This is a genomic window from uncultured Flavobacterium sp., from assembly GCF_951805225.1.
Classification (GTDB): Bacteria; Bacteroidota; Bacteroidia; order Flavobacteriales; family Flavobacteriaceae; genus Flavobacterium.
The window spans coordinates 762,351-785,704 of record NZ_OX638201.1; the positions used below are offsets into that span (position 1 = coordinate 762,351).

19 protein-coding genes are annotated in these 23,354 nt (G+C 33.5%); 14 read left to right on the forward strand and 5 right to left on the reverse strand.

What is annotated here, in order from left to right; genetic code table 11:
* The first annotated feature begins 148 nt into the window (after nt 1-148).
* A complete protein-coding gene (locus tag WN975_RS03360; protein ID WP_337965210.1) occupies nt 149-1,219 on the forward strand; it encodes a M20 family metallo-hydrolase in 1,071 nt (356 codons plus the stop codon).
* Nucleotides 1,220-1,278: 59 nt separating this feature from the next.
* Entirely contained in the window at nt 1,279-2,559 is a 1,281-nt protein-coding gene (gene argH, locus WN975_RS03365; RefSeq protein ID WP_337965211.1) for an argininosuccinate lyase, read from the forward strand.
* Nucleotides 2,560-2,629: 70 nt separating this feature from the next.
* Here the strand turns inward: argH and WN975_RS03370 are convergent, their stop codons facing one another.
* Complete coding sequence (locus WN975_RS03370; protein ID WP_337965212.1) at nt 2,630-3,943, reverse strand: T9SS type A sorting domain-containing protein; 1,314 nt, start codon at nt 3,941-3,943, stop codon at nt 2,630-2,632.
* Between the two features lie 216 nt (nt 3,944-4,159).
* On the opposite strand from WN975_RS03370, the gene WN975_RS03375 reads away from it, so the two are divergent.
* Both WN975_RS03375 and WN975_RS03380 read left to right on the forward strand, forming a co-directional pair.
* Nucleotides 4,160-5,206: a DUF2157 domain-containing protein gene (locus tag WN975_RS03375; RefSeq protein ID WP_337965213.1), complete on the forward strand. Its 1,047-nt coding sequence runs from the start codon at nt 4,160-4,162 to the stop codon at nt 5,204-5,206.
* On the forward strand, nt 5,203-6,366 hold the full coding sequence (locus tag WN975_RS03380) for a hypothetical protein (RefSeq protein ID WP_337965214.1): 1,164 nt from the start codon (nt 5,203-5,205) through the stop codon (nt 6,364-6,366). The genes WN975_RS03375 and WN975_RS03380 overlap by 4 nt, the downstream gene beginning before the upstream one ends.
* Before the next feature lie 162 nt (nt 6,367-6,528).
* Here the strand turns inward: WN975_RS03380 and ytxJ are convergent, their stop codons facing one another.
* Nucleotides 6,529-6,918, reverse strand: coding sequence for a bacillithiol system redox-active protein YtxJ (gene ytxJ, locus WN975_RS03385; protein ID WP_337965215.1), 390 nt, complete (start codon nt 6,916-6,918; stop codon nt 6,529-6,531).
* Nucleotides 6,919-7,125: 207 nt separating this feature from the next.
* On the opposite strand from ytxJ, the gene clpB reads away from it, so the two are divergent.
* The 6 genes from clpB to WN975_RS03415 all read left to right on the forward strand — a co-directional run bounded on the left by clpB (nt 7,126) and on the right by WN975_RS03415 (nt 13,844).
* Complete coding sequence (clpB, locus tag WN975_RS03390; RefSeq protein WP_337965216.1) at nt 7,126-9,729, forward strand: ATP-dependent chaperone ClpB; 2,604 nt, start codon at nt 7,126-7,128, stop codon at nt 9,727-9,729.
* Between the two features lie 459 nt (nt 9,730-10,188).
* The gene (locus WN975_RS03395) at nt 10,189-11,079 is read left to right on the forward strand and encodes a DUF808 domain-containing protein (protein WP_337965217.1); all 891 of its coding nucleotides are present in this window, start codon (nt 10,189-10,191) and stop codon (nt 11,077-11,079) included.
* Nucleotides 11,080-11,411: 332 nt separating this feature from the next.
* Nucleotides 11,412-11,822 (forward strand): hypothetical protein, encoded by a 411-nt coding sequence (locus WN975_RS03400; protein ID WP_337965218.1) that lies wholly within the window; start codon nt 11,412-11,414, stop codon nt 11,820-11,822.
* 410 nt (nt 11,823-12,232) lie between these two features.
* Nucleotides 12,233-12,616 carry a DUF6169 family protein gene (locus tag WN975_RS03405; protein ID WP_337965219.1) on the forward strand — a complete coding sequence of 128 codons (384 nt, stop codon included), beginning with the start codon at nt 12,233-12,235 and terminating at the stop codon, nt 12,614-12,616.
* A gap of 30 nt (nt 12,617-12,646) precedes the next feature.
* Nucleotides 12,647-12,832 carry a hypothetical protein gene (locus tag WN975_RS03410; protein ID WP_337965220.1) on the forward strand — a complete coding sequence of 62 codons (186 nt, stop codon included), beginning with the start codon at nt 12,647-12,649 and terminating at the stop codon, nt 12,830-12,832.
* A gap of 124 nt (nt 12,833-12,956) precedes the next feature.
* Entirely contained in the window at nt 12,957-13,844 is an 888-nt protein-coding gene (locus WN975_RS03415) for a carbon-nitrogen hydrolase (protein WP_337965221.1), read from the forward strand.
* A 125-nt stretch (nt 13,845-13,969) separates the two neighbouring features.
* Here the strand turns inward: WN975_RS03415 and WN975_RS03420 are convergent, their stop codons facing one another.
* Together WN975_RS03420 and WN975_RS03425 are read right to left on the reverse strand one after the other, a co-directional pair.
* Nucleotides 13,970-15,235 carry an OmpA family protein gene (locus WN975_RS03420; RefSeq protein WP_337965222.1) on the reverse strand — a complete coding sequence of 422 codons (1,266 nt, stop codon included), beginning with the start codon at nt 15,233-15,235 and terminating at the stop codon, nt 13,970-13,972.
* A 204-nt stretch (nt 15,236-15,439) separates the two neighbouring features.
* Nucleotides 15,440-16,960 carry a choice-of-anchor I family protein gene (locus WN975_RS03425; protein WP_337965223.1) on the reverse strand — a complete coding sequence of 507 codons (1,521 nt, stop codon included), beginning with the start codon at nt 16,958-16,960 and terminating at the stop codon, nt 15,440-15,442.
* Between the two features lie 188 nt (nt 16,961-17,148).
* On the opposite strand from WN975_RS03425, the gene WN975_RS03430 reads away from it, so the two are divergent.
* Nucleotides 17,149-18,186 (forward strand): agmatine deiminase family protein, encoded by a 1,038-nt coding sequence (locus tag WN975_RS03430; RefSeq protein WP_337965224.1) that lies wholly within the window; start codon nt 17,149-17,151, stop codon nt 18,184-18,186.
* 431 nt (nt 18,187-18,617) lie between these two features.
* On the opposite strand, the gene fahA is transcribed toward WN975_RS03430, so the two are convergent.
* Nucleotides 18,618-19,901 carry a fumarylacetoacetase gene (fahA, locus tag WN975_RS03435; RefSeq protein ID WP_337965225.1) on the reverse strand — a complete coding sequence of 428 codons (1,284 nt, stop codon included), beginning with the start codon at nt 19,899-19,901 and terminating at the stop codon, nt 18,618-18,620.
* 108 nt (nt 19,902-20,009) lie between these two features.
* Between fahA and glyA the strand changes: the two genes are divergently transcribed.
* The 3 genes from glyA to WN975_RS03450 all read left to right on the forward strand — a co-directional run bounded on the left by glyA (nt 20,010) and on the right by WN975_RS03450 (nt 23,347).
* A complete protein-coding gene (glyA, locus tag WN975_RS03440) occupies nt 20,010-21,284 on the forward strand; it encodes a serine hydroxymethyltransferase (protein ID WP_056251471.1) in 1,275 nt (424 codons plus the stop codon).
* A 133-nt stretch (nt 21,285-21,417) separates the two neighbouring features.
* Entirely contained in the window at nt 21,418-22,011 is a 594-nt protein-coding gene (locus WN975_RS03445) for a tRNA-(ms[2]io[6]A)-hydroxylase (RefSeq protein WP_055097892.1), read from the forward strand.
* Between the two features lie 295 nt (nt 22,012-22,306).
* Nucleotides 22,307-23,347, forward strand: coding sequence for a GMP reductase (locus WN975_RS03450; RefSeq protein ID WP_337965226.1), 1,041 nt, complete (start codon nt 22,307-22,309; stop codon nt 23,345-23,347).
* The last annotated feature ends 7 nt before the right edge of the window (nt 23,348-23,354 follow it).

Consider the following 23,354-nt stretch of genomic DNA (forward strand, 5'->3'; position numbering starts at 1 on the left):
ATTAGTAGCAAAAAAGCACAACTGCGCAGTACTTTTAAATTTTAATTTAAGAAATTTGCGCCAATTAATTTTCTGGCTAAGATTTAGTAAAGTCATTGCTTAAAAACTTAGAACCTCAGAATCTTAGTCCCTCAGAACCTATTAAAAAATGAAAAATATAGAAACGCTTACTCAGGAAGCAATTAGTTTATTAAAAAGTCTTATCGAAACGCCTTCATTTTCAAGTGAAGAAGATCAAACAGCACTTTTAATAGAAAATTGGTTCAATCAAAACGAAATTCCTTTTAAAAGAGAAAATAACAATGTGTGGGCTTTCAATAAATATTTCGACGAAAACAAACCGACACTTTTACTGAATTCACATCACGATACCGTAAAACCAAACCAAGCTTACACAAACGATCCGTTTAAAGCCATTGAAAAAGACGGCAAATTATTCGGTTTAGGAAGCAATGATGCCGGAGGATGTCTGGTTTCGTTATTGGCAACTTTTGTGCATTTTTATGAGAATCAAAATCTGTCTCATAACATAGTAATCGTAGCTTCGGCAGAAGAAGAAAGCAGCGGAAAAAATGGTTTAAACAGCGTTTTACAGCATTTGCCAGAATTAGATTGCGCAATTGTTGGTGAACCAACTTTAATGCAATTAGCTGTTGCAGAGAAAGGTTTGTTAGTTCTTGACGTAAAAGTAAAAGGAACCGCAAGTCACGCTGCACATCAAAACGATGATAATTCAATTTACAAATCAATTCCTGTAATGGAATGGTTTAAAAACTATAAATTCGATAAAATCTCTGATGTTTTAGGTCCTGTAAAAATGACCGTAACACAAATCAGTGCCGGAAAACAGCATAATGTTGTGCCGTCAGAATGTGATTTAGTCGTTGATATTCGTGTAACAGATCGTTATACAAATACTGAAATTCTGGATGTAGTAAAAGCAAACGTAAATGCCGAAGTTACGCCAAGATCAATGCATTTAAACGCATCATCAATTCCGGTTGAGCATGGTTTGGTGCAAGCCGGAATCGCTTTAGGAAGAACAACTTACGGATCGCCAACACTTTCAGATCAATCTGTTTTGAGTTGTCAGTCTTTAAAACTTGGTCCAGGCGAAACTTTGCGTTCACATTCAGCAGACGAATTTATTTTTATCAATGAAATCGAAGAAGGAATCGACTTGTATATCAAAATACTAACTGATTTCTTTAAATTATAATTGAATCGAATTAAACCCGACAGTTTTTAAAACCTGTCGGGTTTCTAAAAATATCACCTATGAAACTTTGGGAAAAAGGAATACCAACAGACAAACAAATCGAGCATTTCACAGTAGGAAACGATCGTGAACTAGATTTGGTTCTTGCAAAATACGATGCTTTAGGTTCTATTGCACATGCAAAAATGTTGGGTCAAATTGGTTTATTAACTGAAGAAGAAACAACTTCTTTAGTTGATGCCTTAAACGAAATCATTGCTGACGTTGAAAAAGGAAACTTCGAAATCGAAGACAGTTTTGAAGACGTACATTCCAAAATAGAATATTTATTGACCGTAAAATTAGGCGATGCCGGAAAGAAAATCCATACGGCGCGTTCTCGTAACGATCAGGTTTTAGTTGATGTTCATTTATATTTGAAAGACGAATTAAAAGCCTTAAAAGAACAAGTAAAAACGTTGTTCGATTTGTTAATGGAATCGGCAGAAAAACACCAAAATGTTTTATTGCCAGGATATACACATTTGCAAATCGCTATGCCATCTTCATTCGGAATGTGGTTTTCTGCTTACGCCGAAAGTTTTATTGACGATGTTACAATGTTAAATGCAGCTTCAAAAATTGTAGATCAGAACCCATTAGGATCTGCTGCAGGTTACGGAAGTTCGTTCCCAATCAACAGAACATTTACAACGCAGGAATTAGGATTTGAAACTTTGAAATTCAATGCTGTTGCAGCACAAATGAGCCGCGGAAAAGCAGAGAAAACTGTTGCATTTGCAATGGCAAGTGTTGCAGGAACTTTATCAAAATTCGCCATGGACGTTTGTTTGTACATGAGCCAAAATTTTGATTTTATTGGTCTTCCGGCGCATCTTACAACAGGTTCTAGTATTATGCCACACAAGAAAAATCCAGATGTATTTGAATTAATCAGAGGAAAATGCAACAAGATTCAGGCACTTCCATACGAAATAACTTTAATTACTAATAATCTACCAAGCGGTTATCACAGAGATTTACAGCTTTTGAAAGAAGGATTATTTCCTGCGCTTCAAAATCTAAAAGCATGTTTGGATATTGCGATTTTCTCGGTAAAAGATATTACAGTAAAAGACAACATTTTAAAAGATAAAAAATACGATTATTTGTTTACAGTAGATACTTTAAACGAAATGGTTGTTGCAGGAATGCCTTTTAGAGATGCATACAAAGCTGTTGCAGAACAATTGGAAGCAGGAACTTATCAATCGCCAAAAGAAACAAAACACACGCACGAAGGCAGTATCAATAATTTATGTCTGGACGCTATTAAAGATAAAATGAAAGCAGCTTTTTAAGCAAATTTACTTTTGTTTCTAAATAAAAAACCGATTTGTATCAGATACAAATCGGTTTTTTATTTTGGAATTATTTTTTTACAACCTTAAATGTTTTAATTCTGTTTTCAATCTGAATTTTGCAGATATAAGTTCCTTCAGCAAGATTTCCGACATTTAATTCTAAATTTTCGTCAGATGAAATGTTTTTTGAATTGGAGTAGACTTTAGAACCATTTGAAGAAAATATACTAATAAAAGCGGTTCCGTTTTCACTGTTAGAAAATTTGATATTTAATAAACTATCAATAAGCGTTGGATAATATTTAAGATCCAGGTCAATTGCTTTATCGCTAATTCCTAAAAAAGTGCAAGCCGAGCTTATTTTTCCATCAGCATTAACCTGAAGAGTTGCACCTGCGCCACATGAAGTATTCGATAAATAGTTAGCAACTTCTGTAGCCGGAAAACTGGAATATGCATATGAAGGTTTGTTAACAGCATCTCCATAAGCTTCCGGTGCTTTAAGACAGTCCGAAAAAGTAACTCCAACCGTTCCTCCATCAGTGCTGATGTAATTTTTGAATACAGTACCAATTTTAGAAAAATCGGTGCCTTCAACATAACAAGTTGTATTGTTATTTCCTCCGCCTAAACCAATTCCTAATGAGCCAGATACAGACGTATTATAATAACAATTTAGAATATGAAGTTCGGCATTTCTTCCACGTGGCATACGCTCTCTACAACCTTCGGCCCAATAACAGTTTTTAAAAGTAATGCTATAATGACCGTCAGAAGGAGCATCGGTTTTTGAAGAACCTACCAAATCTGAAAATCTATGATCATCTGCGCCACCGGAACCACCGGCTTTAGGAGCTTTTAGATAAGTAAATTTACACCAGGAAATAGTAACATTATCGGCTGCTCCTTTATTGTCGAAATTACCATCCATTCCGTCTTGAAATTCACAATGATCTACCCAAATATTCGTAGCTTCTGATGTAAAATTATCATGGCCATCAACATCATAAGCTCCCGGACCTTCAAAAATCAGGTTTCTTATAATAATATTATTTGATCCGGGTTTTAAATTAAGAATTCCGGATCCGGCAGCAGTTTGATCTGTATTTATTAATCTTGCTCCGGGTAATCCAATAATCGTTTTATCATTAACGAGTAAACTGGTATAACTGAAGTTTATAGTTCCAGAGATCAGGATTACTTGTTTAGTAGTCAATTTAAGTTTTGCTACTAAATCAGAATAATTAGAAACAGTTACAGGAGTTGAAGTTCCGCCACCGGTTGCTGAGGCACCAAATCCTTCAGGTGCAGTCATGTAATAATTTTGTGAAGAAACTGATAAGCTCAGTAAAAATAGTACCAGAAGTAGATTTCTTTTCATTTTTAAGTTAATTAATTTTTAGTTTAATAAAAGTAGATTTGGGGTCTATTGTAATCGATTGTTCGAAATTAATTAATAAAGTTTAATTTTAAATGTTTAAAATACATTTTTTGGATTTTGGTAAATTATCTTTAAAAATTACGGGTATTAATTTTATATTTTTAATTTTTTTCATTCATCTCAAGCAAGTTTTTATTTACAAATTAAAATTTATCGATGATAAAAAACACTATTTTTGATTTGCACTTTTATAAAGTAACTATGAATAAGTTTGACGACCAAGCCACTAAAGCGCTTTTGGATAGAAATCTAATAACGGAGAATCAGTATCAGGAAATAAGTTCCTATCGTAATCTGAATATTTTTTCGCTAAACGCCGAATTAAAGTTTTTTCTCTATTTATCGGTCTTGTTATTTACATCAGGAATCGGAATTTTGATTTATGAAAACATCGATAGTATTGGTCATATCGCCATACTTTCGTTATTATTAATTGTCATTGTGGTTTGTTTTTATTACTGTTTTAAAAACGCAAAAGGCTTCCAGAAATCCGAAACTACTTTTGAACATCCTGTTTTGGAATATTTAGTTTTATTGGCTAATATTCTGACTTGTATTTTTATAGGTTATTTGCAATTTCAGTATAAACCTTTCGGAACACATTACGGATTAGCAACTTTAATTCCAACGGTTGTCAGTTTCTTTTGTGCTTATTATTTCGATAATAAAAGTGTTTTAACTATCGCAATTACTGGTTTGGCTGCTTATGTTGGACTTTCGGTAACGCCTCAGGATTTATTAAATAATACAAATTTTTATGCAGATCCAACTTTAAGTTATTCTGCAATAATACTTGGAGTTTTACTTATTTTATGGACAGTTTACAGCACAAGGATTCAGTTAAAAACTCATTTTACGATTATTTATCTAACATTTGCTTTGCACATTATAAGCATTGCGTCGATCAATAGTTTAGTCGATTATTACAGCGAAGGCATTTGGTTGATTTTTGCTTTTATTCTGGCGGGTTCATCGTATTATTTTTATAAAGTAAGTCATAATCTTAAGGCGATTTCGTTATATGTTTTTATGATTGTCTATGCTTATATAGGCTTTAATATTTTCTTATTCCGAGTTTTTGAGCATATTGATTTTTCAGAAATTTGGGAGTTATTTATTTTAATTCTTCCGGTTTATTTCATTGGCTCAATAGTCGTATTTATTAAACTTATTAAAAACTTCAATAAAGAAATTGCAAAATGATAGTATACGAGAAACAATTTTTAGATGATTTGGCTTTGCTTGAAGAAGCGAATTCTTTAAAAGAAGCTGGTTTTATAAGTAAAGAACAAAGAGATTTAATCAAAAAAGAACTTCCGGATTTTAAGGGAAATAGTAATATTTTGGTTCGATTAGGATTCTTTTTGTTGGGAGCGTTTTTGTATTTATCGATATGTGGCGCAATTTCGTTATTAGGTCTTATTGGTGAACAATCCTTTTTCAATGTTTGTTGTTATATTTTTGCTATTGTTGGTTTTGTTGGTGCAGAATTGTTAGCCAATCAAAAATATTATGGACACGGTTTAGAAGATGCTTTTTGTTTGGGAGCACTTTTAAATGTTGGTTTTGCTATTGCTATCACTACAGAAGGATACGAATTAATAATTGCCATATTTGTTGCAATTGCTTCTTTCGTAGTGTATAGAAGATATTTACATCTATTGTCTTTACTTGTTTTTTGTTTAGCTTCTTCGGCTATTTTATTTTATGGCTTATTTGAATTTGGTTCTGTCGGAAAAACTATTTTGCCATTTGTCGCAATGATAGTTTCTGCTGCATTTTACTTTTTAACTAAAAAAGGAATTAATAATCTCAAGGAAAGGTATTACTATAATGGGCTTTTGCTTGCTAATAGTTTCTGCTTAGTATTGTTTTATCTTTCTTGTAATTATCTCGTAGTTAGAGAACTTTCTGTAATGCTTTTAGGAAATGAAATACTTCCCGGAAAGGATATTCCGTTTGCCATATTCTTTTATACATTCACTTTTATCGTTCCGATTGTTTATTTGGCGCAAGCCTTAAAAACAAAAGACAGAATCATGCTTTGGATTAGTTTTCTGGCAATTGGATTTTCAATTTACACAATCAGATTCTATTATTCGGTTTTACCAATAGAAGTAGCGTTGACTTTAGGCGGATTGGTTTTGTTTGCAATCGCTTATTTTTCTATTAGAAATTTAAAAAGTAAAGAAAGTGGTTTGACTTTTAAACCGGACAGAATCAATAGTTCGAATGCATTTCTAAATGCTGAAGCTTTAATCGTCGCTTCAACAGTTGGTTTAAAACCAGAAGTAAAATCAGAATCCCCAATGGAATTTGGAGGTGGAGGTTTTAGTGGAGGTGGTTCAGAAGGAACTTTCTAGTTAATTGTTAATTGTTGATGATTGATTATTAATTATAAAAATAGAAAAGTGAGATGTAAATGAATTTACATCTCACTTTTTATATTAAAAGCGTTTATAATTAAGAGCTTAGCTTTATTTTTCTTAATAGCTTAATGGTAAAAAGAAAAAACTTTAATGTTTTTAAACTTTTTCTTTCAAAGCAATTGCATCAATATCGCTGTGCGAAACATCGTAAACAGCCTTTCCGTTTTTGATTAGAATAAGTTGTGGAGATTCGTGATAAACATTGAATCTGTTAGCAATCTCATTAGAGACATCACGATGCGCAATTAAATCTAAAAAGTAAGCATCTACAGTTTCATTCAAATCAAATTCACGTTCGAATTGTTTCAAAGCCATTCGACTAATACTGCATCTTGTACTGTGTTTGAAAATTACAACAGGCTTTTCATTAGATAAAGCTTCAATTTCTGATAATTGAGCTAAATCATTTAATTCTGTCCAGTTTACATTGCTTTTTGGAGAATCTGTATTCTCTGAATTTCCGAAGATTGAATTTAAAAAACTCATATTTTGGCGTGTTTTATGACTTTTTGACGTTAAAAATGGTTTAAAAACTGATTTTTAGCGACATTTTGTCTGTATTTTTAGTATGGAATATATTTTGAAAGATCTGAAGCAAAGTTATATCATTTAAAGTTAAAAATTTAATCCAATAAATTGTAATTTTAATGGTATCGAAATTTATAAGTAAAATCAATCATAAATCACATACATATGAACATAAATAAATTTACAATTAAGTCGCAGGAAGCCATTCAGCTATCACAGCAATTGGCCCAACGCAACGGACAGCAACAGATAGAAAACGAACACATTTTTAAAGCTATTTTTGAAGTAGATGAAAATGTAGCGCCGTTTATTTTGAAAAAGCTGAATGTTAATGTTCCGTTGTTTTTACAAATATTAGACAGTACAATTCAGAGTTTTCCTAAAGTTTCAGGAGGAGATATTATGCTTTCCAGAGACGCAAACAAAATGCTGAATGAAGCTGAGATTATTGCTCAGAAAATGAACGATGAATATGTTTCTATCGAACATTTAATTTTGGCAATTTTCGATTCAAAAAGTAAAGTTTCACAAATTTTAAAAGATCAGGGAGTTACAGGAAAAGGGCTTAAAGCTGCTATCGAAGAACTTCGTAAAGGAGAAAGAGTAACATCGGCTTCAGCTGAAGAAACTTATAATTCCTTAAATAAATACGCTAAAAACTTAAATGAATTAGCACGTACCGGAAAACTAGATCCAGTTATTGGTCGTGACGAAGAAATCCGTCGTGTACTTCAGATTTTAACGCGTAGAACAAAAAACAATCCAATGTTAGTGGGAGAACCGGGAGTTGGTAAAACAGCAATTGCCGAAGGTTTAGCTCATAGAATTGTTGATGGCGATGTGCCTGAAAACTTAAAAGATAAAATCGTTTTCTCACTTGATATGGGAGCACTTATTGCGGGTGCAAAGTTCAAAGGAGAATTTGAAGAACGTTTAAAATCAGTTGTAAAAGAAGTTACAGCTGCCGAAGGTGATATTGTTCTTTTTATTGATGAGATTCATACACTTGTTGGTGCAGGTGGAGGTGAAGGCGCAATGGATGCGGCAAATATCCTGAAACCGGCTTTGGCTCGTGGTGAATTGAGAGCGATTGGAGCAACGACTTTAGATGAATATCAAAAATATTTTGAGAAAGATAAAGCCTTAGAGCGTCGTTTCCAGAAAGTTTTAATTGATGAACCGGATACAGAAAGTGCAATTTCTATTTTACGTGGAATCAAAGAAAAGTATGAAACGCATCATAAAGTTCAGATAAAAGATGAGGCAATTATTGCAGCAGTTGAGCTTTCGCAACGTTATATTACGAATCGTTTTTTACCGGATAAAGCCATCGATTTGATGGACGAAGCAGCTTCGAAACTGCGTATGGAAATCAATTCAAAACCTGAAGAGTTGGATGTTTTGGATCGTAAAATCATGCAGTTAGAAATTGAGATCGAAGCCATTAAACGTGAAAAAGAAGAAAGTAAACTGAAAATCCTTCGCATGGATTTGGCGAATCTTAAAGAAGAACGCAACGAAATCTATGCTAAATGGAAATCTGAAAAAGATGTTGTTGACGGAATTCAGGCTGTAAAATTAGAAATTGAAGATTTTAAATACGAAGCAGAACGCGCAGAACGTGACGGAGATTATGGAAAAGTAGCTGAAATTCGTTACGGAAAAATAAAAGAAGCGCAAGAACGTCTGGACGTTTTACAGAAACAATTGCAAGAATATCAATCCGGTAATTCTTTGATTAAAGAAGAAGTAACGCGTGAAGATATTGCAGAAGTTGTAGCAAAATGGACCGGAATTCCAGTGATGAAAATGCTTCAGACAGAAAGAGAAAAACTTTTGCATCTTGAAGACGAATTACACAAACGTGTAGTAGGGCAGGAAGAAGCAATTGAAGCTGTGAGTGATGCCGTTCGTAGAAGTCGTGCAGGTTTGCAGGATTTGAAAAAACCAGTTGGAACTTTCTTGTTTTTAGGAACAACGGGAGTTGGTAAAACGGAGCTTGCAAAAGCTTTGGCAGAATATCTTTTTGATGACGAAAATGCAATGACGCGTATCGACATGAGTGAATATCAGGAACGTCACAGTGTGAGCCGTTTGGTTGGTGCGCCTCCAGGATATGTTGGTTATGACGAAGGTGGTCAATTGACTGAAGCTGTGCGTAGAAAACCGTATTCTGTAATTTTATTAGACGAGATCGAAAAAGCGCATCCGGATACATTCAATATTTTATTGCAAGTTTTGGACGAAGGACGTTTGACAGACAACAAAGGTCGTTTGGCCGATTTCAAGAATACAATTATCATCATGACATCCAATATGGGAAGTCAGATTATACAAGAGAAATTTGAGAATTTTAAAGGAAGTATCGAATCTGTAACTGAATCTGCAAAAGTAGAAGTTTTGGGATTATTGAAACAAACTGTACGTCCGGAATTTATAAACCGTATCGACGAGATTGTGATGTTTACGCCTTTAACGGTCGATAATATCTCTAGAATTGTGAGTTTACAACTTAAGAGCGTTACAAAAATGTTAGCCTTACAAGGTATTACAATGGATGCTACACCAGAAGCGATCAAGTATTTATCAGGCAAAGGTTATGATCCGCAATTTGGTGCAAGACCTGTAAAACGTGTGGTTCAAAGAGAAGTTTTGAATCAATTGTCGAAAGAGATTTTGGCAGGAAACATCACTACAGACAGCATAATTTTGATTGATGCTTTTGATGGACAATTGGTTTTTAGAAACCAAACTCATATAGAGAAATAATTTAATGTTTAGACGTGATATATGCGTCTTTATAATCTAATAAAAACACCATTCGTTGCGGCGAATGGTGTTTTTTTATGCTTAAAAGCGATCTAAAAATCGGAAATAATATAACTTTTTTTAAAAGTAATATAAAATAATCCCAAATAAAGTCTTGACCTTTACAATACTGATTTAACGATCAATCAAAAGAAATATAACCTTAATTACAAAACGATGAACAATATTTTTAGAGGATTAATAGCAGGTTACGGCGCCAAGAAATTAGGCGGAGGATGTTTTGGAACTATTTTAGTTTTCATAATTATTTGGGTGCTTTTAGGACAATGCAGTTAATTTTTAGTTAGAAAAATCAACAAAAAAGCCTTAGATTAGCATTAATAAATAACCAAACTAACGAATTATACTGAATACTAAAAGTCAGTTAATTACGAAGTTTTTTAAAATTAAAAAAGTATAATGGCATCAGGTTTTTTCGTACTATTAGACGATATCGCAGCAATTATGGATGATGTTGCAGTAATGAGTAAAGTTGCAGCAAAAAAAACAGCAGGTATTTTGGGAGATGATTTAGCAGTAAATGCTGAAAAAGCTTCAGGATTTGCCTCATCCAGAGAACTTCCGGTATTATGGGCAATCAGCAAAGGTTCACTTCTTAATAAAGTAATCATTTTGCCGATCGCGTTTTTATTAAGTGCATTTTTCCCTATTGCAATCATTGTAATCTTAGTACTTGGTGGACTTTTTCTGGCTTATGAAGGAGCAGAAAAAATCTACGAATTTGTATTCCCACACGAACACGAAAAGTCAGAAGGAATTACTGATGAAGTTTTAACTGAAGAACAAATTCTCGAGGCTGAAAAAGGAAAAGTAAAATCAGCAATCGTAACTGATTTTATCCTTTCTGTAGAAATCGTAATTATCGCCCTTGGAACCGTAATTGGCAAACCAATTGCGCAACAAATCGTAGTAGTTTCAATAATTGCCGTAATTGCAACAATTGGAGTTTATGGAATCGTTGCACTTATCGTGAGAATGGACGAAGCTGGATTTAAACTAATCCAAATCAGCAAAAAAGATAAAAGTGTATTAAAATTTATCGGAAACATATTGGTTAAAGCGCTTCCATTAGTGATTAAAAGTTTGACCGTTATTGGTACAATCGCATTGCTTTTGGTTGCTGGTGGAATATTCGTGCATTACATTCCGTTTTTCCATCATTACGTTCCGCAATTGCCGTTACCTTCAATTATAAAAGAATTTGTGATTGGTCTTGCTTTAGGACTTGTGGTTTTGGCAATCGTAAATCTTATCAAAAAGATACTTCCAAAGAAAGCTTCAGCAGAGTAAGCTCATTATAAATTATCAAGAAACACCATTCGAAAGAGTGGTGTTTTTTTTTGGAGCAAAATAATCAGTTACAAAAGACCACTGGTCCCGTCATCCACTATATCTTTTTTTCCGTAAAAAAGCGAAAAAAAAGGATGCCGTTTCTACCGGGGCTATACGAGAATTTTTATTTTTCATAAGAAATAACTGTAGTTGCGTAAAATTTTTTAAACAAATAATCTTTTGATTTACAATGGTTTAATTGTTTCTGTTGTTTTTTTAACATTTGGGCAAAGCAACCAAAGCAACCTATCTGCATCTTCATAGTAATTAACAATTAATTATAATTTTATATGAAAAATTTTAAACTTAAATCAGTTTTAGTAGTATTATTTTTAGGAATGGCATTTACTTCATGCAGTAACGACGATGACAAGACTCCACCGGCACCAACTACAAAAATTTCTTTTGCATCTGCAGTTACAGGACCAACAACAGGAAAAGTAAATGACGAACTAAGCTTTGAGGTAACTTATACTCCTGAAACTGCTTGTGGTGTATTTAGCAAATTTACAGAAGTGTCAATTGGTGCAGTAAAAGGATTTGGAGTTGAAGTTAAATATCCAGCAGAAGTTTGTACATTACAAACTCCACAACCTCAAAAAGCGGTTTACAAATTTAAAGCAACTGCAAAAGGAACTTTCGAATTTAAATTCCAAAAATCAGCAACTGAATTCATAACTCAAAAAGTAGTTATAGATTAATTCTTTTTTAGTCGATAAATTTTTAGGTTAGAAACCATTTTACAGATATTTAAATTTTTTAAATTGATGTAAGATGGTTTTTTTTATTTGAAGATAATTGTAAGAATTATAGTTTTTTATATTTTATAATTTAATTGATATGAAATAGATATGAGTTTTTATTCTTACATTTGCATTATAATTCAAAAACAGCCATGCAAAAAACTATAATCATAAAACCAAATGCTAAAACAGTTTCTGTTTTGAAGAAATTGGTAGATTTAAAAGAAGAACATCGTAAAGAAGTTATATCAAGATTAAAAAAGTAAAGTTATTTCTTTATGTATCAATATATTTTAAAAGAGGGTCGTGACCCTCTTTTTTATTTTAGTACAAAATATGGTTTAAGATATTTTGTAACCTTTCGGAAAATGAATTTTGATAATGTCTTTTTTGAAAATTTATATTCTGTAGATTTTGGAGAAACCAATAATCAGAAATTTTTTAATGATCCCGAAATAGAAATAACAATTACAGCTATTATAAATGATTTTCTACATAAAAATCCTGAGCTAATATTATATTATGTTTGTGATAGTGTCGATCTTAAACAAGATTTTAGAAAAAAACTATTTGATAAATGGTACGCAAAAACGGAAAGAGATGAGTTTTCTAAAATTAATTTTCAATATCCAATTCCAGAGGAAAATATGAATTATCATTTAGGGTTTATTTTCAAAACTGAATTTCATGAACTTGAAGACATTCTTGAAAAAGTAAATTTAAAATTAGAGGAATTTGCAAATTTAAAATAAGTTCAACTTCTCTTTTAAAAACACATACACATGAAAGAAGCCAATCATAAACATAATAATCAATTTTTGAATAGTGATATTGCGGGTTTTACAATTACGGGAATACCAATAGATATTGCGACTTATAAAAAAGACATTGTTCGTGCTGAAAATCAAATTAAAAATGGAGAAATAATTTCGGATGAAGATTTAGTGAGAGAATCGGAAGATTGGTAATTTTTAATTTTTTATTAGAAAAACGATTATGTGGAGTTTGGTAATAAAACTTCAGAAGCTCCTGAGGAAACGTGTTTTGAAATCCTTCTAAAAATTACTATTTTTGCACTCTAAATTTTATGTCATGCCGAAAAGAAAATATAAAATCGCCGTTATTCAGTTAAATCTAAATGATGTTGCCGAAAATAATCTAAAAAAATGTATTAGTTGGGTAAAAGATGCTGCCAATAAAGGTGCAGAAGTTATCTTACTTCCAGAATTATATAGCAGTCATTATTTTTGTCAAAGTGAAGATGTAGATAATTTTGCTTTAGCAGAACCACTTTACAGTACTTCGTTTGTTGCTTTTAGTGCTTTGGCAAAAGAATTAGGAGTAGTAATTATTGTTCCTTTTTTCGAAAAAAGAATGGCTGGAATCTATCACAATAGTGCATACATTATTGATACTGATGGAACAGAAGCTGGTTTATACCGTAAAATGCATATTCCGGATGATCCACATTTCTACGAAAAATTCTACTTTACTCCGGGAGATTTAGGATTTCAGGCAATTGAAACTAAAAAAGGAAAAATTGGAACTTTAATTTGTTGGGATCAATGGTATCCTGAAGCAGCTCGTATTACGGCTTTAAAAGGTGCCGAAGTATTGTTTTATCCAACAGCAATTGGTTGGCATCCAAAAGAAAAAGAACAATACGGAGAAAACCAATATGGCGCGTGGATGAACGTTATGAAAGGTCACGCTGTTGCAAATGGAGTTTTTGTTGCCGCTGCAAACAGAATTGGTTTAGAAAAATATATTGAAGGAACAGAAGGAATTCAGTTTTGGGGAGCTTCGTTTATTGCAGGTCCGCAAGGTGAAATTTTAGCTCAGGCTTCTCACGATCAGGAAGAAATTCTAATTGCTGAAGTTGATTTGGATTTACAAGAAAATGTGCGTCAAAATTGGCCATTTTTCAGAGACAGAAGAATCGATGCTTTTGGAGATATTACAAAAAGAGCAATAGACTAATTAAGTCAATTTATAGATACAAAAAGGACGAAGTTAATATTTCGTCCTTTTTTATTTTTCTTAAAAGCAAAAAAAATCCGCTTCAGAATATTCCGAAGCGGATTTTTAACAATATATAATTAAGATTATTTTACTTGGAAAGTAACTCTTCTCACGATTTGACGCGCTTCTTTAGAATTTTTATTCACAGAAGTGTCTTCACCATTCGCAATTACATTCAATCTTGAAGCATCAATTCCAGCATTTGTTGCTACTTTTTTCACAGCTTCAGCTCTTTTTCTTGATAATTCAGTATTGTAACTAGAATTTCCAATTTCGTCAGCATAACCAATAATATCTGCAGTTTTACCAGGATTATTTTTCAAGTATTTCACTAAGAAATCAACACCGGATAACGAAGCATTCGTTGGTTTTGAAGAATTAAAATCAAAATAAACATTTACATACCCGCCGTTAATCAATTCTTCAACAGTATTGTTTGTCGCGCCTTCGCCGCTTTTTTTAGCATAAGTTTTATCTAAGTAACTTTCTAATTCATCCGGAACCCCATTTTGATTCGTATCAATAGATTGTCCTTTTGTATTAACAGCAACTCCAGAAATAGTATTTGGTTCTAAATCATACAAATCAGCAACACCATCTTTGTCAGTATCAATTAGATTTGTTTCAATTGTAGTAACTCTGTCTTCCAATTTATTTAATCTTTCATTCTCTTCTGAATACCAATCAGCATGTTTTTCATTTTTACCTAAGTAGAAAGTCAAACCAACAGAAGCGTTTAATAATACACCTTCTAATGAAGTATTAGTAGGAACTCCATGTCCGTCAAAGTTATGGTTTTGTCTTCCGTTAATAATTCCCGTTAAATCTCCGGTTAAAGCCACTCTATTGCTTAATCTAACTTGTCCTGTTAATCCCATGATTCCGTGAGCCATGTAGTCTTTTCCGTCAAAACCGTCGTCGTTACTCAATTGCGAAACACCAAAACCACCATGCGCTAATAAACCAAAAGTGTTCGTCCATGTTTCAAAGTTCAACGCTCTACCAAGGTTAACAACCCCTTGTAAACTTGCTCTGTAGTATTTGCTATCGAACTCAGGCGTGTCATTGCGTTCCTGAAGTTGATCATAACCAACATCCAATTTCAATCCAAATTTTGGATTAAACATATATCTCACACCTAAATCTGTGTGAAAAAGACCAAGGGTTTCGCTAGAATAACCAGGAGTCATTGCTCTAACGGGTTTGTTTACACCACCATTTAATTCGATAGACCATCTATTGTAGGCAGGAGCGTCAATTGAAGGTTGATTTGAGGTAGTAGCCATATTTTGTGCATTTGCTGCAAAGGATAGTAATACGAGGGATACGGAAGCTAATTTCTTTTTCATGATATCTAATATTTAATTCGGTTTTTATTTTAAACTCATGACAAAATTATGCGACACATTTTAGAATGCGTTCTATAGGCTCTTACATAATTCCCATCTTTTGGCTTTTAATTATGTAAATAAGTTAAAATAAGCACAATAAAAGACGAAAAAAAAAGGATAAAACTAATGTTTTACCCTTTTTTGTAATTATGAATGTGAAAATTATTTTAAATCCGGCTGAAAAATTTTGATTGTTCCGTCGCCTTCACTGCTAACCACTAATAAACTTCTTTTCGTTGGACTTTTAGAAGCCGGAATAAAAAGAATTCCTTCCGGAGCATCACCAGTTTTTACAGTTTGTAAATATTGTGGAGAAGCAGGACTTGTTACATCATAAGTCATAAAAGCGTCCGATCTTTCTAAACCAACAAACAGAATATTTTGAGTTCCCATTTTAACGGCAACTACAGCTTCTGGCTCAGAACCTTTATCATCACTACGTTTGTCATCATAAGTTCCTAATTCCTGAGTCTTTTTGTCTACATCATTTTTACTGTCAAAAACAATTTTACCAGTATTTCCATTCCAAATAGAAAAAGAACGAGCACCAAAAGCTACTAATTCATCTAGATCTCCATCACCGTCAGAATCTCCCATATCAGTAATAAGATTAAGTCTTCCTAAGTTTGGCTCTAGTTTTAAAGTTGCAGCATCAGGAAAAACAGTAGCGTCTAACTTCATGTCTTTCATTCTTTTAATATCTGAATATGCAGTATATTCTCTTGCGTCACCTTCGTTAGCAGTAACAAAATATGGAGTATCATTTGCAGTAAAATGGCTAATTCCGTCAGGCATATACATACCTTTAACTTTCCACGGATTAAAAGCTATTTTATCATCTTTATCACTTACATCAATCGCATTAGCAGCAGTATTGAAATCTTTAAAGCCTAAAGGGTAAATTGCAGTAATAGTTTTAGAAGTCAAATCTACTTTTGCAACACCATTATTTTCTTGCAAAGTAACCCAAGCAGTTTTAGAATCATCAGAAATAGTTACATATTCAGGTTCGATATCCTGAGCAAAACTCTTTGCATATTTTGAAATTCTGAAACCATCTTTTTGTAAAGTTGTTGCCTGAGCGCTAAAAGATTCAAAATTTAAAGTCGTAACGGCATAACCATTTGCAACTTCAATTATAGAAATACTTCCGTTTGGATCTTGCAAATAATCTGTACTTGGTTCTCCTTCATTAGCAGTCATTATAAATTTTCCGTCAGGCGAAAAAGTAATCATATCAGGTAATGCGCCAACTGTAATTTGTTTGATAAGGCTTAAATCACTGGTATTAAAAACAACAACTTTTCCGTTTCCTTGTTTGTTAACCGTTGATTCTAAAGCTACAGCAAGTTTTCCGTCAAAAACAGAAACACTATTTGAAGCGCCTTCATATGGAGTTAAATCTATTTTACCAATTTTAGTTGGTTTCGTAGGATCAGATAAATCAATTACATCGATTTGGTTCGTTCCACTATTATTTACTGTAAAAAGTTTTTTTGTTTTTTCGTCATAAGCAGAGATTTCTGCAGCTCCTTCGCCACCAATTGTAATAGAACCGATTTCTTTAAAAGTTGCAGGATTTTCGTTGCTTCCAATTTCTGGTTCGTTTTTTGAATTTTCATCATTATTACAACTTACCATAATAGATAAAGCTGCTAGTAATGTGATGCTTAGTTTTTTCATTTAGTGTTTTTTTTAGTTTTGCCAAATTTAATTAGCAGAACTCCGTCCTATATTAAGCCTTCATTATTTAATCTTTAACTTAATTTTTATCAGATATTTTGGCATAAATCCAATTTGATTTCATTGGACTATTTTATAATCCTCCCGAATGCTTATCTTTGTACACTTTTAAATTTTAGAACCTCTTTATGTCAAATAATAGAAGATTTCCAGCAGAATGGGAGAAACAACAAGGAATCGTATTGTGTTTTCCACATAATGGTAACGACTGGCCAGGAAAATACGAAGCAGTTCAATGGGCTTTTGTAGAATTTATTAAAAAAGTAGCCACTTTTGAAACTGTTTTTTTGGTCGTAGCCGATGAAAAATTAAAAGAAAAAGTTGCCGAAATGCTTGAAAGAGCGCGTATAAATATTGTAAATGTTTCTTTTATTATTCATAAAACCAACAGAAGCTGGATGCGTGATTCCGGGCCAATTATTGTAAAAAATGGTTCGAAAAGAGAAGCTTTAAACTTCAATTTTAACGGTTGGGCAAAATATAAAAACTATCAGTTAGATAAATTTGTTCCGGGTAAAATAGCTGATTTTATCGATGTTCCTTTAACACAAGTAATGTACAAAGGAAAACCGGTTATCGTTGAAGGCGGTGCAATTGATGTAAACGGAAGAGGAACTTTATTAACTTCTGAAGAATGTTTGATGCATCCTTCAATTCAGGTTCGAAATAAAAACTTTACAAAAGAAGATTACGAAGCTGTTTTTAAAGAATACTTGGGAGTTACAAACGTAATCTGGCTTGGAGACGGAATAGAAGGAGATGATACACACGGTCACATCGATGATTTATGCCGATTTGTAAACGAAGATACGATTGTAACAATTGTAGAAACAGATAAAAACGACTCAAATTACAAACCATTGCAAGATAATTTGAAGCGTTTACAAAATGCAAAACTTGAAGACGGAAAATCTCCAATAATTGTTGCATTACCAATGCCAAAACGTGTAGATTTTGAAGATTTAAGATTACCGGCAAGTTATGCGAACTTCTTAATTTTGAATAATTGTGTTTTAGTGCCAACTTTTAACGATAGCAATGACAGAGTTGCGCTAAATATATTATCAGAGTGTTTCCCTGACAGAGAAGTAATCGGAATTAGTTGTATCGATTTTATCTGGGGATTCGGAACTTTACATTGTTTAAGCCAACAGATTCCTGCTTAATATTAGCCACGGATTATACAGATTAAACGGATTTTCGCAGGTTTTTATTTTTAATCTCGCAAAGGCGCAAAGTTTTTTTTAATAATAATTTTTTGAATAGCCTCCAGCTTTAGCTGGAGGTTAAAGTAAAGCCAATATATAAAGGGCTTTAGCCAAATTCTTATTTCGGCTAAAGCCTTTTTCAATTAGCATATAATAACTCCAGCTAAAGCTGGAGGCAATTCAAATAAAACTTTGCGACTCTGCGTCTTTGCGAGATTCAAAAACTCAAAATAAATCTGCTTAATCTGCAAAATCTGCGAGAGAAACAAACACAAAACGAGAAAAAATCATTTTAATCCACTTAATCTGTGGCAAAAAGACATAAAAAAACCTTGGCGATAACCAAGGTTTTATATACTCTATATCTCTTCAGATATTTTATCTTCTCTTCAAGCTCTCACAAATGGAGCTAATAATTGGCTTGAAACTTCTCCAAAACCAATACGAACTTCATTGCTTTCGCAGAAACCTCTAATAATAACAGTATCATTATCTTCGATAAATTTACGTTCGCTGCCATCTTTTAACTTAATAGGGTTTTTTCCGCCCCAAGTCAATTCTAACATAGAACCAAAACTATTAGGAGTTGGACCAGAAATTGTTCCTGAACCCATCATGTCACCAGAATTTACACGACATCCGTTTGAAGTATGATGCGCCAATTGCTGTGCCATTGACCAATACAAATATTTGAAATTCGATTTAGAAACAATAGTTTCCTCTTGATTTTCCGGTTGTATTGAAACTTCTAAATGAATATCGAATGCTTTTTTTCCTTTTGTTTGTAAATAAGGAAGCGGCGTTGGATCTTGTTTAGGACCTTTAGTTCTAAAAGGTTCCAAAGCATCCATTGTTACAATCCAAGGAGAAATTGATGTTGCGAAGTTTTTGGCTAAGAATGGTCCAAGAGGCACATATTCCCATTTCTGAATATCACGCGCGCTCCAGTCATTCAATAAAACCATTCCGAAAATATAATCTTCGGCTTCATAAGTAGGGATATTTTCTCCCATTACGTTTACATCAGTAGTAATAAAAGCAGTTTCAAGTTCAAAATCTACTAAACGTGAAGCACCAAAAACGGGTAATTTTTCCCCATTTGGTAAAGTTTGCCCCATTGGTCTGTGAACCGGAATTCCAGATGGAACAATTGTAGAGCTTCTACCGTGATATCCTACCGGAATATGTAGCCAGTTTGGTAATAAAGCATTTTCTGGGTCGCGAAACATTTTTCCTACATTAGTCGCGTGCTCTTTACTAGAGTAAAAATCAGTGTAATCACCAATTAAAACAGGCAATTGCATCTCGACATCGTCAATTTTAAAAATAACAATATCGCGATCTTTTGTTGAATCTCTTAGTTGTGGATTGTTTTCGTCGAATATATCAGCGATACGATTTCGAACGAGACGCCATGTTTTTTTTCCGTCAGAAATAAAATCATTTAGCGTGTCCTGCATGAACATATCATCGGTTAAATCTATTCCTTCAAAATAGCTTAATTGTTGTAAAGCCCCTAAATCTATGGCATAATCGCCAATTCGCGTTCCTACTGTAACGACATTTTCTTTAGTAAGAAATACACCGAAAGGAATATTTTGAATAGGGAAGTCACTATTTTCTGGTACTTCTAACCATGATTTTCTTTTGGTATCGTTGGCGGTTATTGGCATGTGAATGTTAATTATTTGTTGAAAAATTCTATGTCAAATATATCATAATCTAACAGTTTGACAAACGTTTTTTTGTATTTTTGCAGGAAATTAACGAAAAACGAAAAAATGCAACGCGACGAACAAATTTTTGACCTTATACTAGAGGAACAAGACAGACAAATTCACGGATTAGAACTTATCGCTTCAGAGAATTTTGTAAGTGATGAGGTAATGGAAGCAGCTGGTTCTGTTTTAACTAATAAATATGCAGAAGGATATCCTGGCAAAAGATACTACGGCGGTTGCGAAGTAGTTGACGTTATTGAGCAAATTGCAATTGACAGAGCTAAAGAATTATTTGGAGCTGAATATGCAAACGTACAGCCTCACTCAGGATCTCAGGCAAACACTGCAGTTTACCACGCATGTTTAAATCCTGGTGATACTATTTTAGGTTTTGATTTATCTCACGGTGGTCACTTAACTCACGGATCTCCGGTTAACTTTTCAGGTCGTTTATACAAACCTGTTTTTTACGGTGTAGATGCTGAAACTGGTCGTTTGGACTATGATAAAATTCAGGAAATTGCTACTAAAGAGCAACCAAAATTAATCATCGCAGGAGCTTCGGCTTATTCTCGTGATATGGATTTTGAGCGTTTCAGAGTAATTGCTGACAGCGTAGGAGCAATCTTATTTGCTGATATTTCTCACCCTGCAGGTCTTATTGCAAAAGGATTGATGAATGACCCAATTCCACATTGTCATATTGTTTCTACAACAACTCACAAAACATTACGTGGACCACGTGGAGGTTTGATTTTAATGGGGAAAGATTTCGAAAATCCACAAGGATTAAAAACTCCAAAAGGAGAAATCAGAATGATGTCTTCATTATTAGATCTTGCTGTTTTCCCTGGAAATCAAGGTGGACCATTAATGCACATTATCGCTGCTAAAGCTGTTGCTTTTGGTGAAGCTCTTAAAGATGAGTTCTTTACATATGCAATGCAATTGCAAAAAAATGCAAATGCAATGGCAGATGCTTTTGTAAAAAGAGGATACAAAATTATTTCTGGCGGAACTGATAACCACATGATGCTTATTGACTTAAGAAATAAAAACATTTCTGGTAAAGAAGCAGAAAATGCATTAGTAAAAGCAGAAATCACAGTAAATAAAAACATGGTTCCATTTGATGATAAATCACCATTTGTAACTTCTGGAATTCGTGTTGGAACAGCTGCAATCACAACTCGTGGTTTAGTTGAAGAAGATATGGAAACTATCGTAGCGCTAATCGATAAAGTACTTGCTGACCACACAAATGAAGCAGTTATCGAAGAAGTAGCAAACGAAGTAAACGAAATGATGAGCGAAAGACCAATTTTCGTATATTAAAAATCAGTCATAAAGTCTTAAAGTCGAAGGTTGAAAGTCTTGAAATGGAATGTAAAATTCTATTTTAGTTTTGATCTTCGACTTTTTTTTGACTTTACAACTTTCGACTTTACAACTTTAAGACTTATAAGAAATGGGCGTATTAAGATTACAATTACCAACAGACCCAAGATGGGTAAATATTGTAGAAAAAAATATTGAAGAAATCTTGACAGATCACGCTTGGTGCGAGCAAAAAGCAGCAACAAACGCAATAACGATTATTACGAATAATTCAGAACATCAGGATTTGGTCAAAGATTTATTGGCTTTAGCCAAAGAAGAAATTGATCATTTTGAGCAAGTTCATAATATCATTATCAAAAGAGGATTAAAACTAGGACGCGAGCGCAAAGACGATTATGTAAATGAACTTTATTTATATATGAAGAAAAGCGGAGACGGAAGCAGAGTTTCAGGTTTAGTAGAAAGATTATTATTCTCGGCAATGATTGAAGCAAGAAGCTGCGAGCGTTTCAAAGTTTTATCAGAAAATATCCAAGACGAAGAATTAGCAGTTTTCTACAGAGAATTAATGGAAAGCGAAGCAGGGCATTACACAACATTCATTACATACGCCAGAAAATACGGAGTAGGAATCGACGTAGAAAAACGCTGGAGAGAATGGCTTGCCTACGAAGAATCAATAATCACAAACTACGGAAAAGGCGAAACAATTCACGGATAGTTTTTTTGTTTCAGGTTTTTGTCTGTTTCAGGTTTCACGTTTGTCACGTTGAGCGAAGTCGAAACGCGTTCCAACAAGAACATCTTCAATAAAAAAAATCCGTTTTAAATCCGCGTCTTCGCGATAGCGAATCCGCATCATCCGCGTCAAAAATTAAACGCAAAGTTTCACAATCAACAATCAACAATCAATAATTAAGTTTGATTGTTGATAAATGAATAATTAGTTTTCTATTGATCTTAAAAACGTCATTTTCAAAATTTATATCTTTGAGAGTAACAGAAAATTTAAAACCATGAGAATAGAAACTGATCTGAAATTAGGGTTTAAAGATGTGATGATTAGACCAAAAAGATCAACGCTCAAAAGTAGATCCGAAGTCTCACTAGAACGAAATTTTAAATTTTTGCACAGTACCACAATCTGGACAGGAATTCCAATTATGGCAGCCAATATGGATACTGTAGGAACTTTTGAAATGGCAGAAGTTCTCGCTAAAGAAAAACTTTTTACGGCCATTCACAAACATTATTCACTAGAAGAATGGAATAACTTCTTGCAAAAAGTAACACAGGATTTCTACAATTATATTGCAATAAGCACCGGAACCGGAAAAGAAGATTTCGAAAAAATCGGTCAAATTATAACCGCAAATCCGTTGCTTAAATTTATTTGTATAGATGTAGCCAATGGATATTCAGAGCATTTTGTGCAGTTTTTAAAGCAAACCCGAAAACAATATCCTGACAAAGTTATTATTGCCGGAAATGTTGTGACTGGCGAAATGGTCGAAGAATTATTATTGGCTGGAGCCGATATTGTAAAAGTCGGAATTGGGCCGGGTTCGGTTTGTACAACTCGGGTAAAAACAGGAGTTGGATATCCGCAGCTTTCAGCTATTATCGAATGTGCCGATGCCGCTCACGGTTTAGGCGGACACATAATCAGCGATGGCGGTTGCAGCACTCCGGGAGATGTAGCAAAAGCTTTTGGTGCAGGTTCAGATTTTGTAATGTTAGGCGGAATGCTTGCCGGACATACAGAAAGCGGAGGTGAATTGATTGAAATAAACGGCGAAAAATTCAAACAGTTTTACGGAATGAGTTCTACAACAGCAATGGATAAACATGTTGGCGGTGTTGCAGAATATAGAGCAAGCGAAGGAAAAACGGTTCAGGTACCTTTCAAAGGAAAAGTCATAAATACAATATTGGATATTTTGGGAGGTTTAAGAAGCACTTGTACGTATGTAGGCGCTTCAAGATTGAAAGAATTAACCAAACGCACCACTTTTATAAGAGTAAGCGAACAGGAAAATCAAATATTTACTAAATAATAAACAG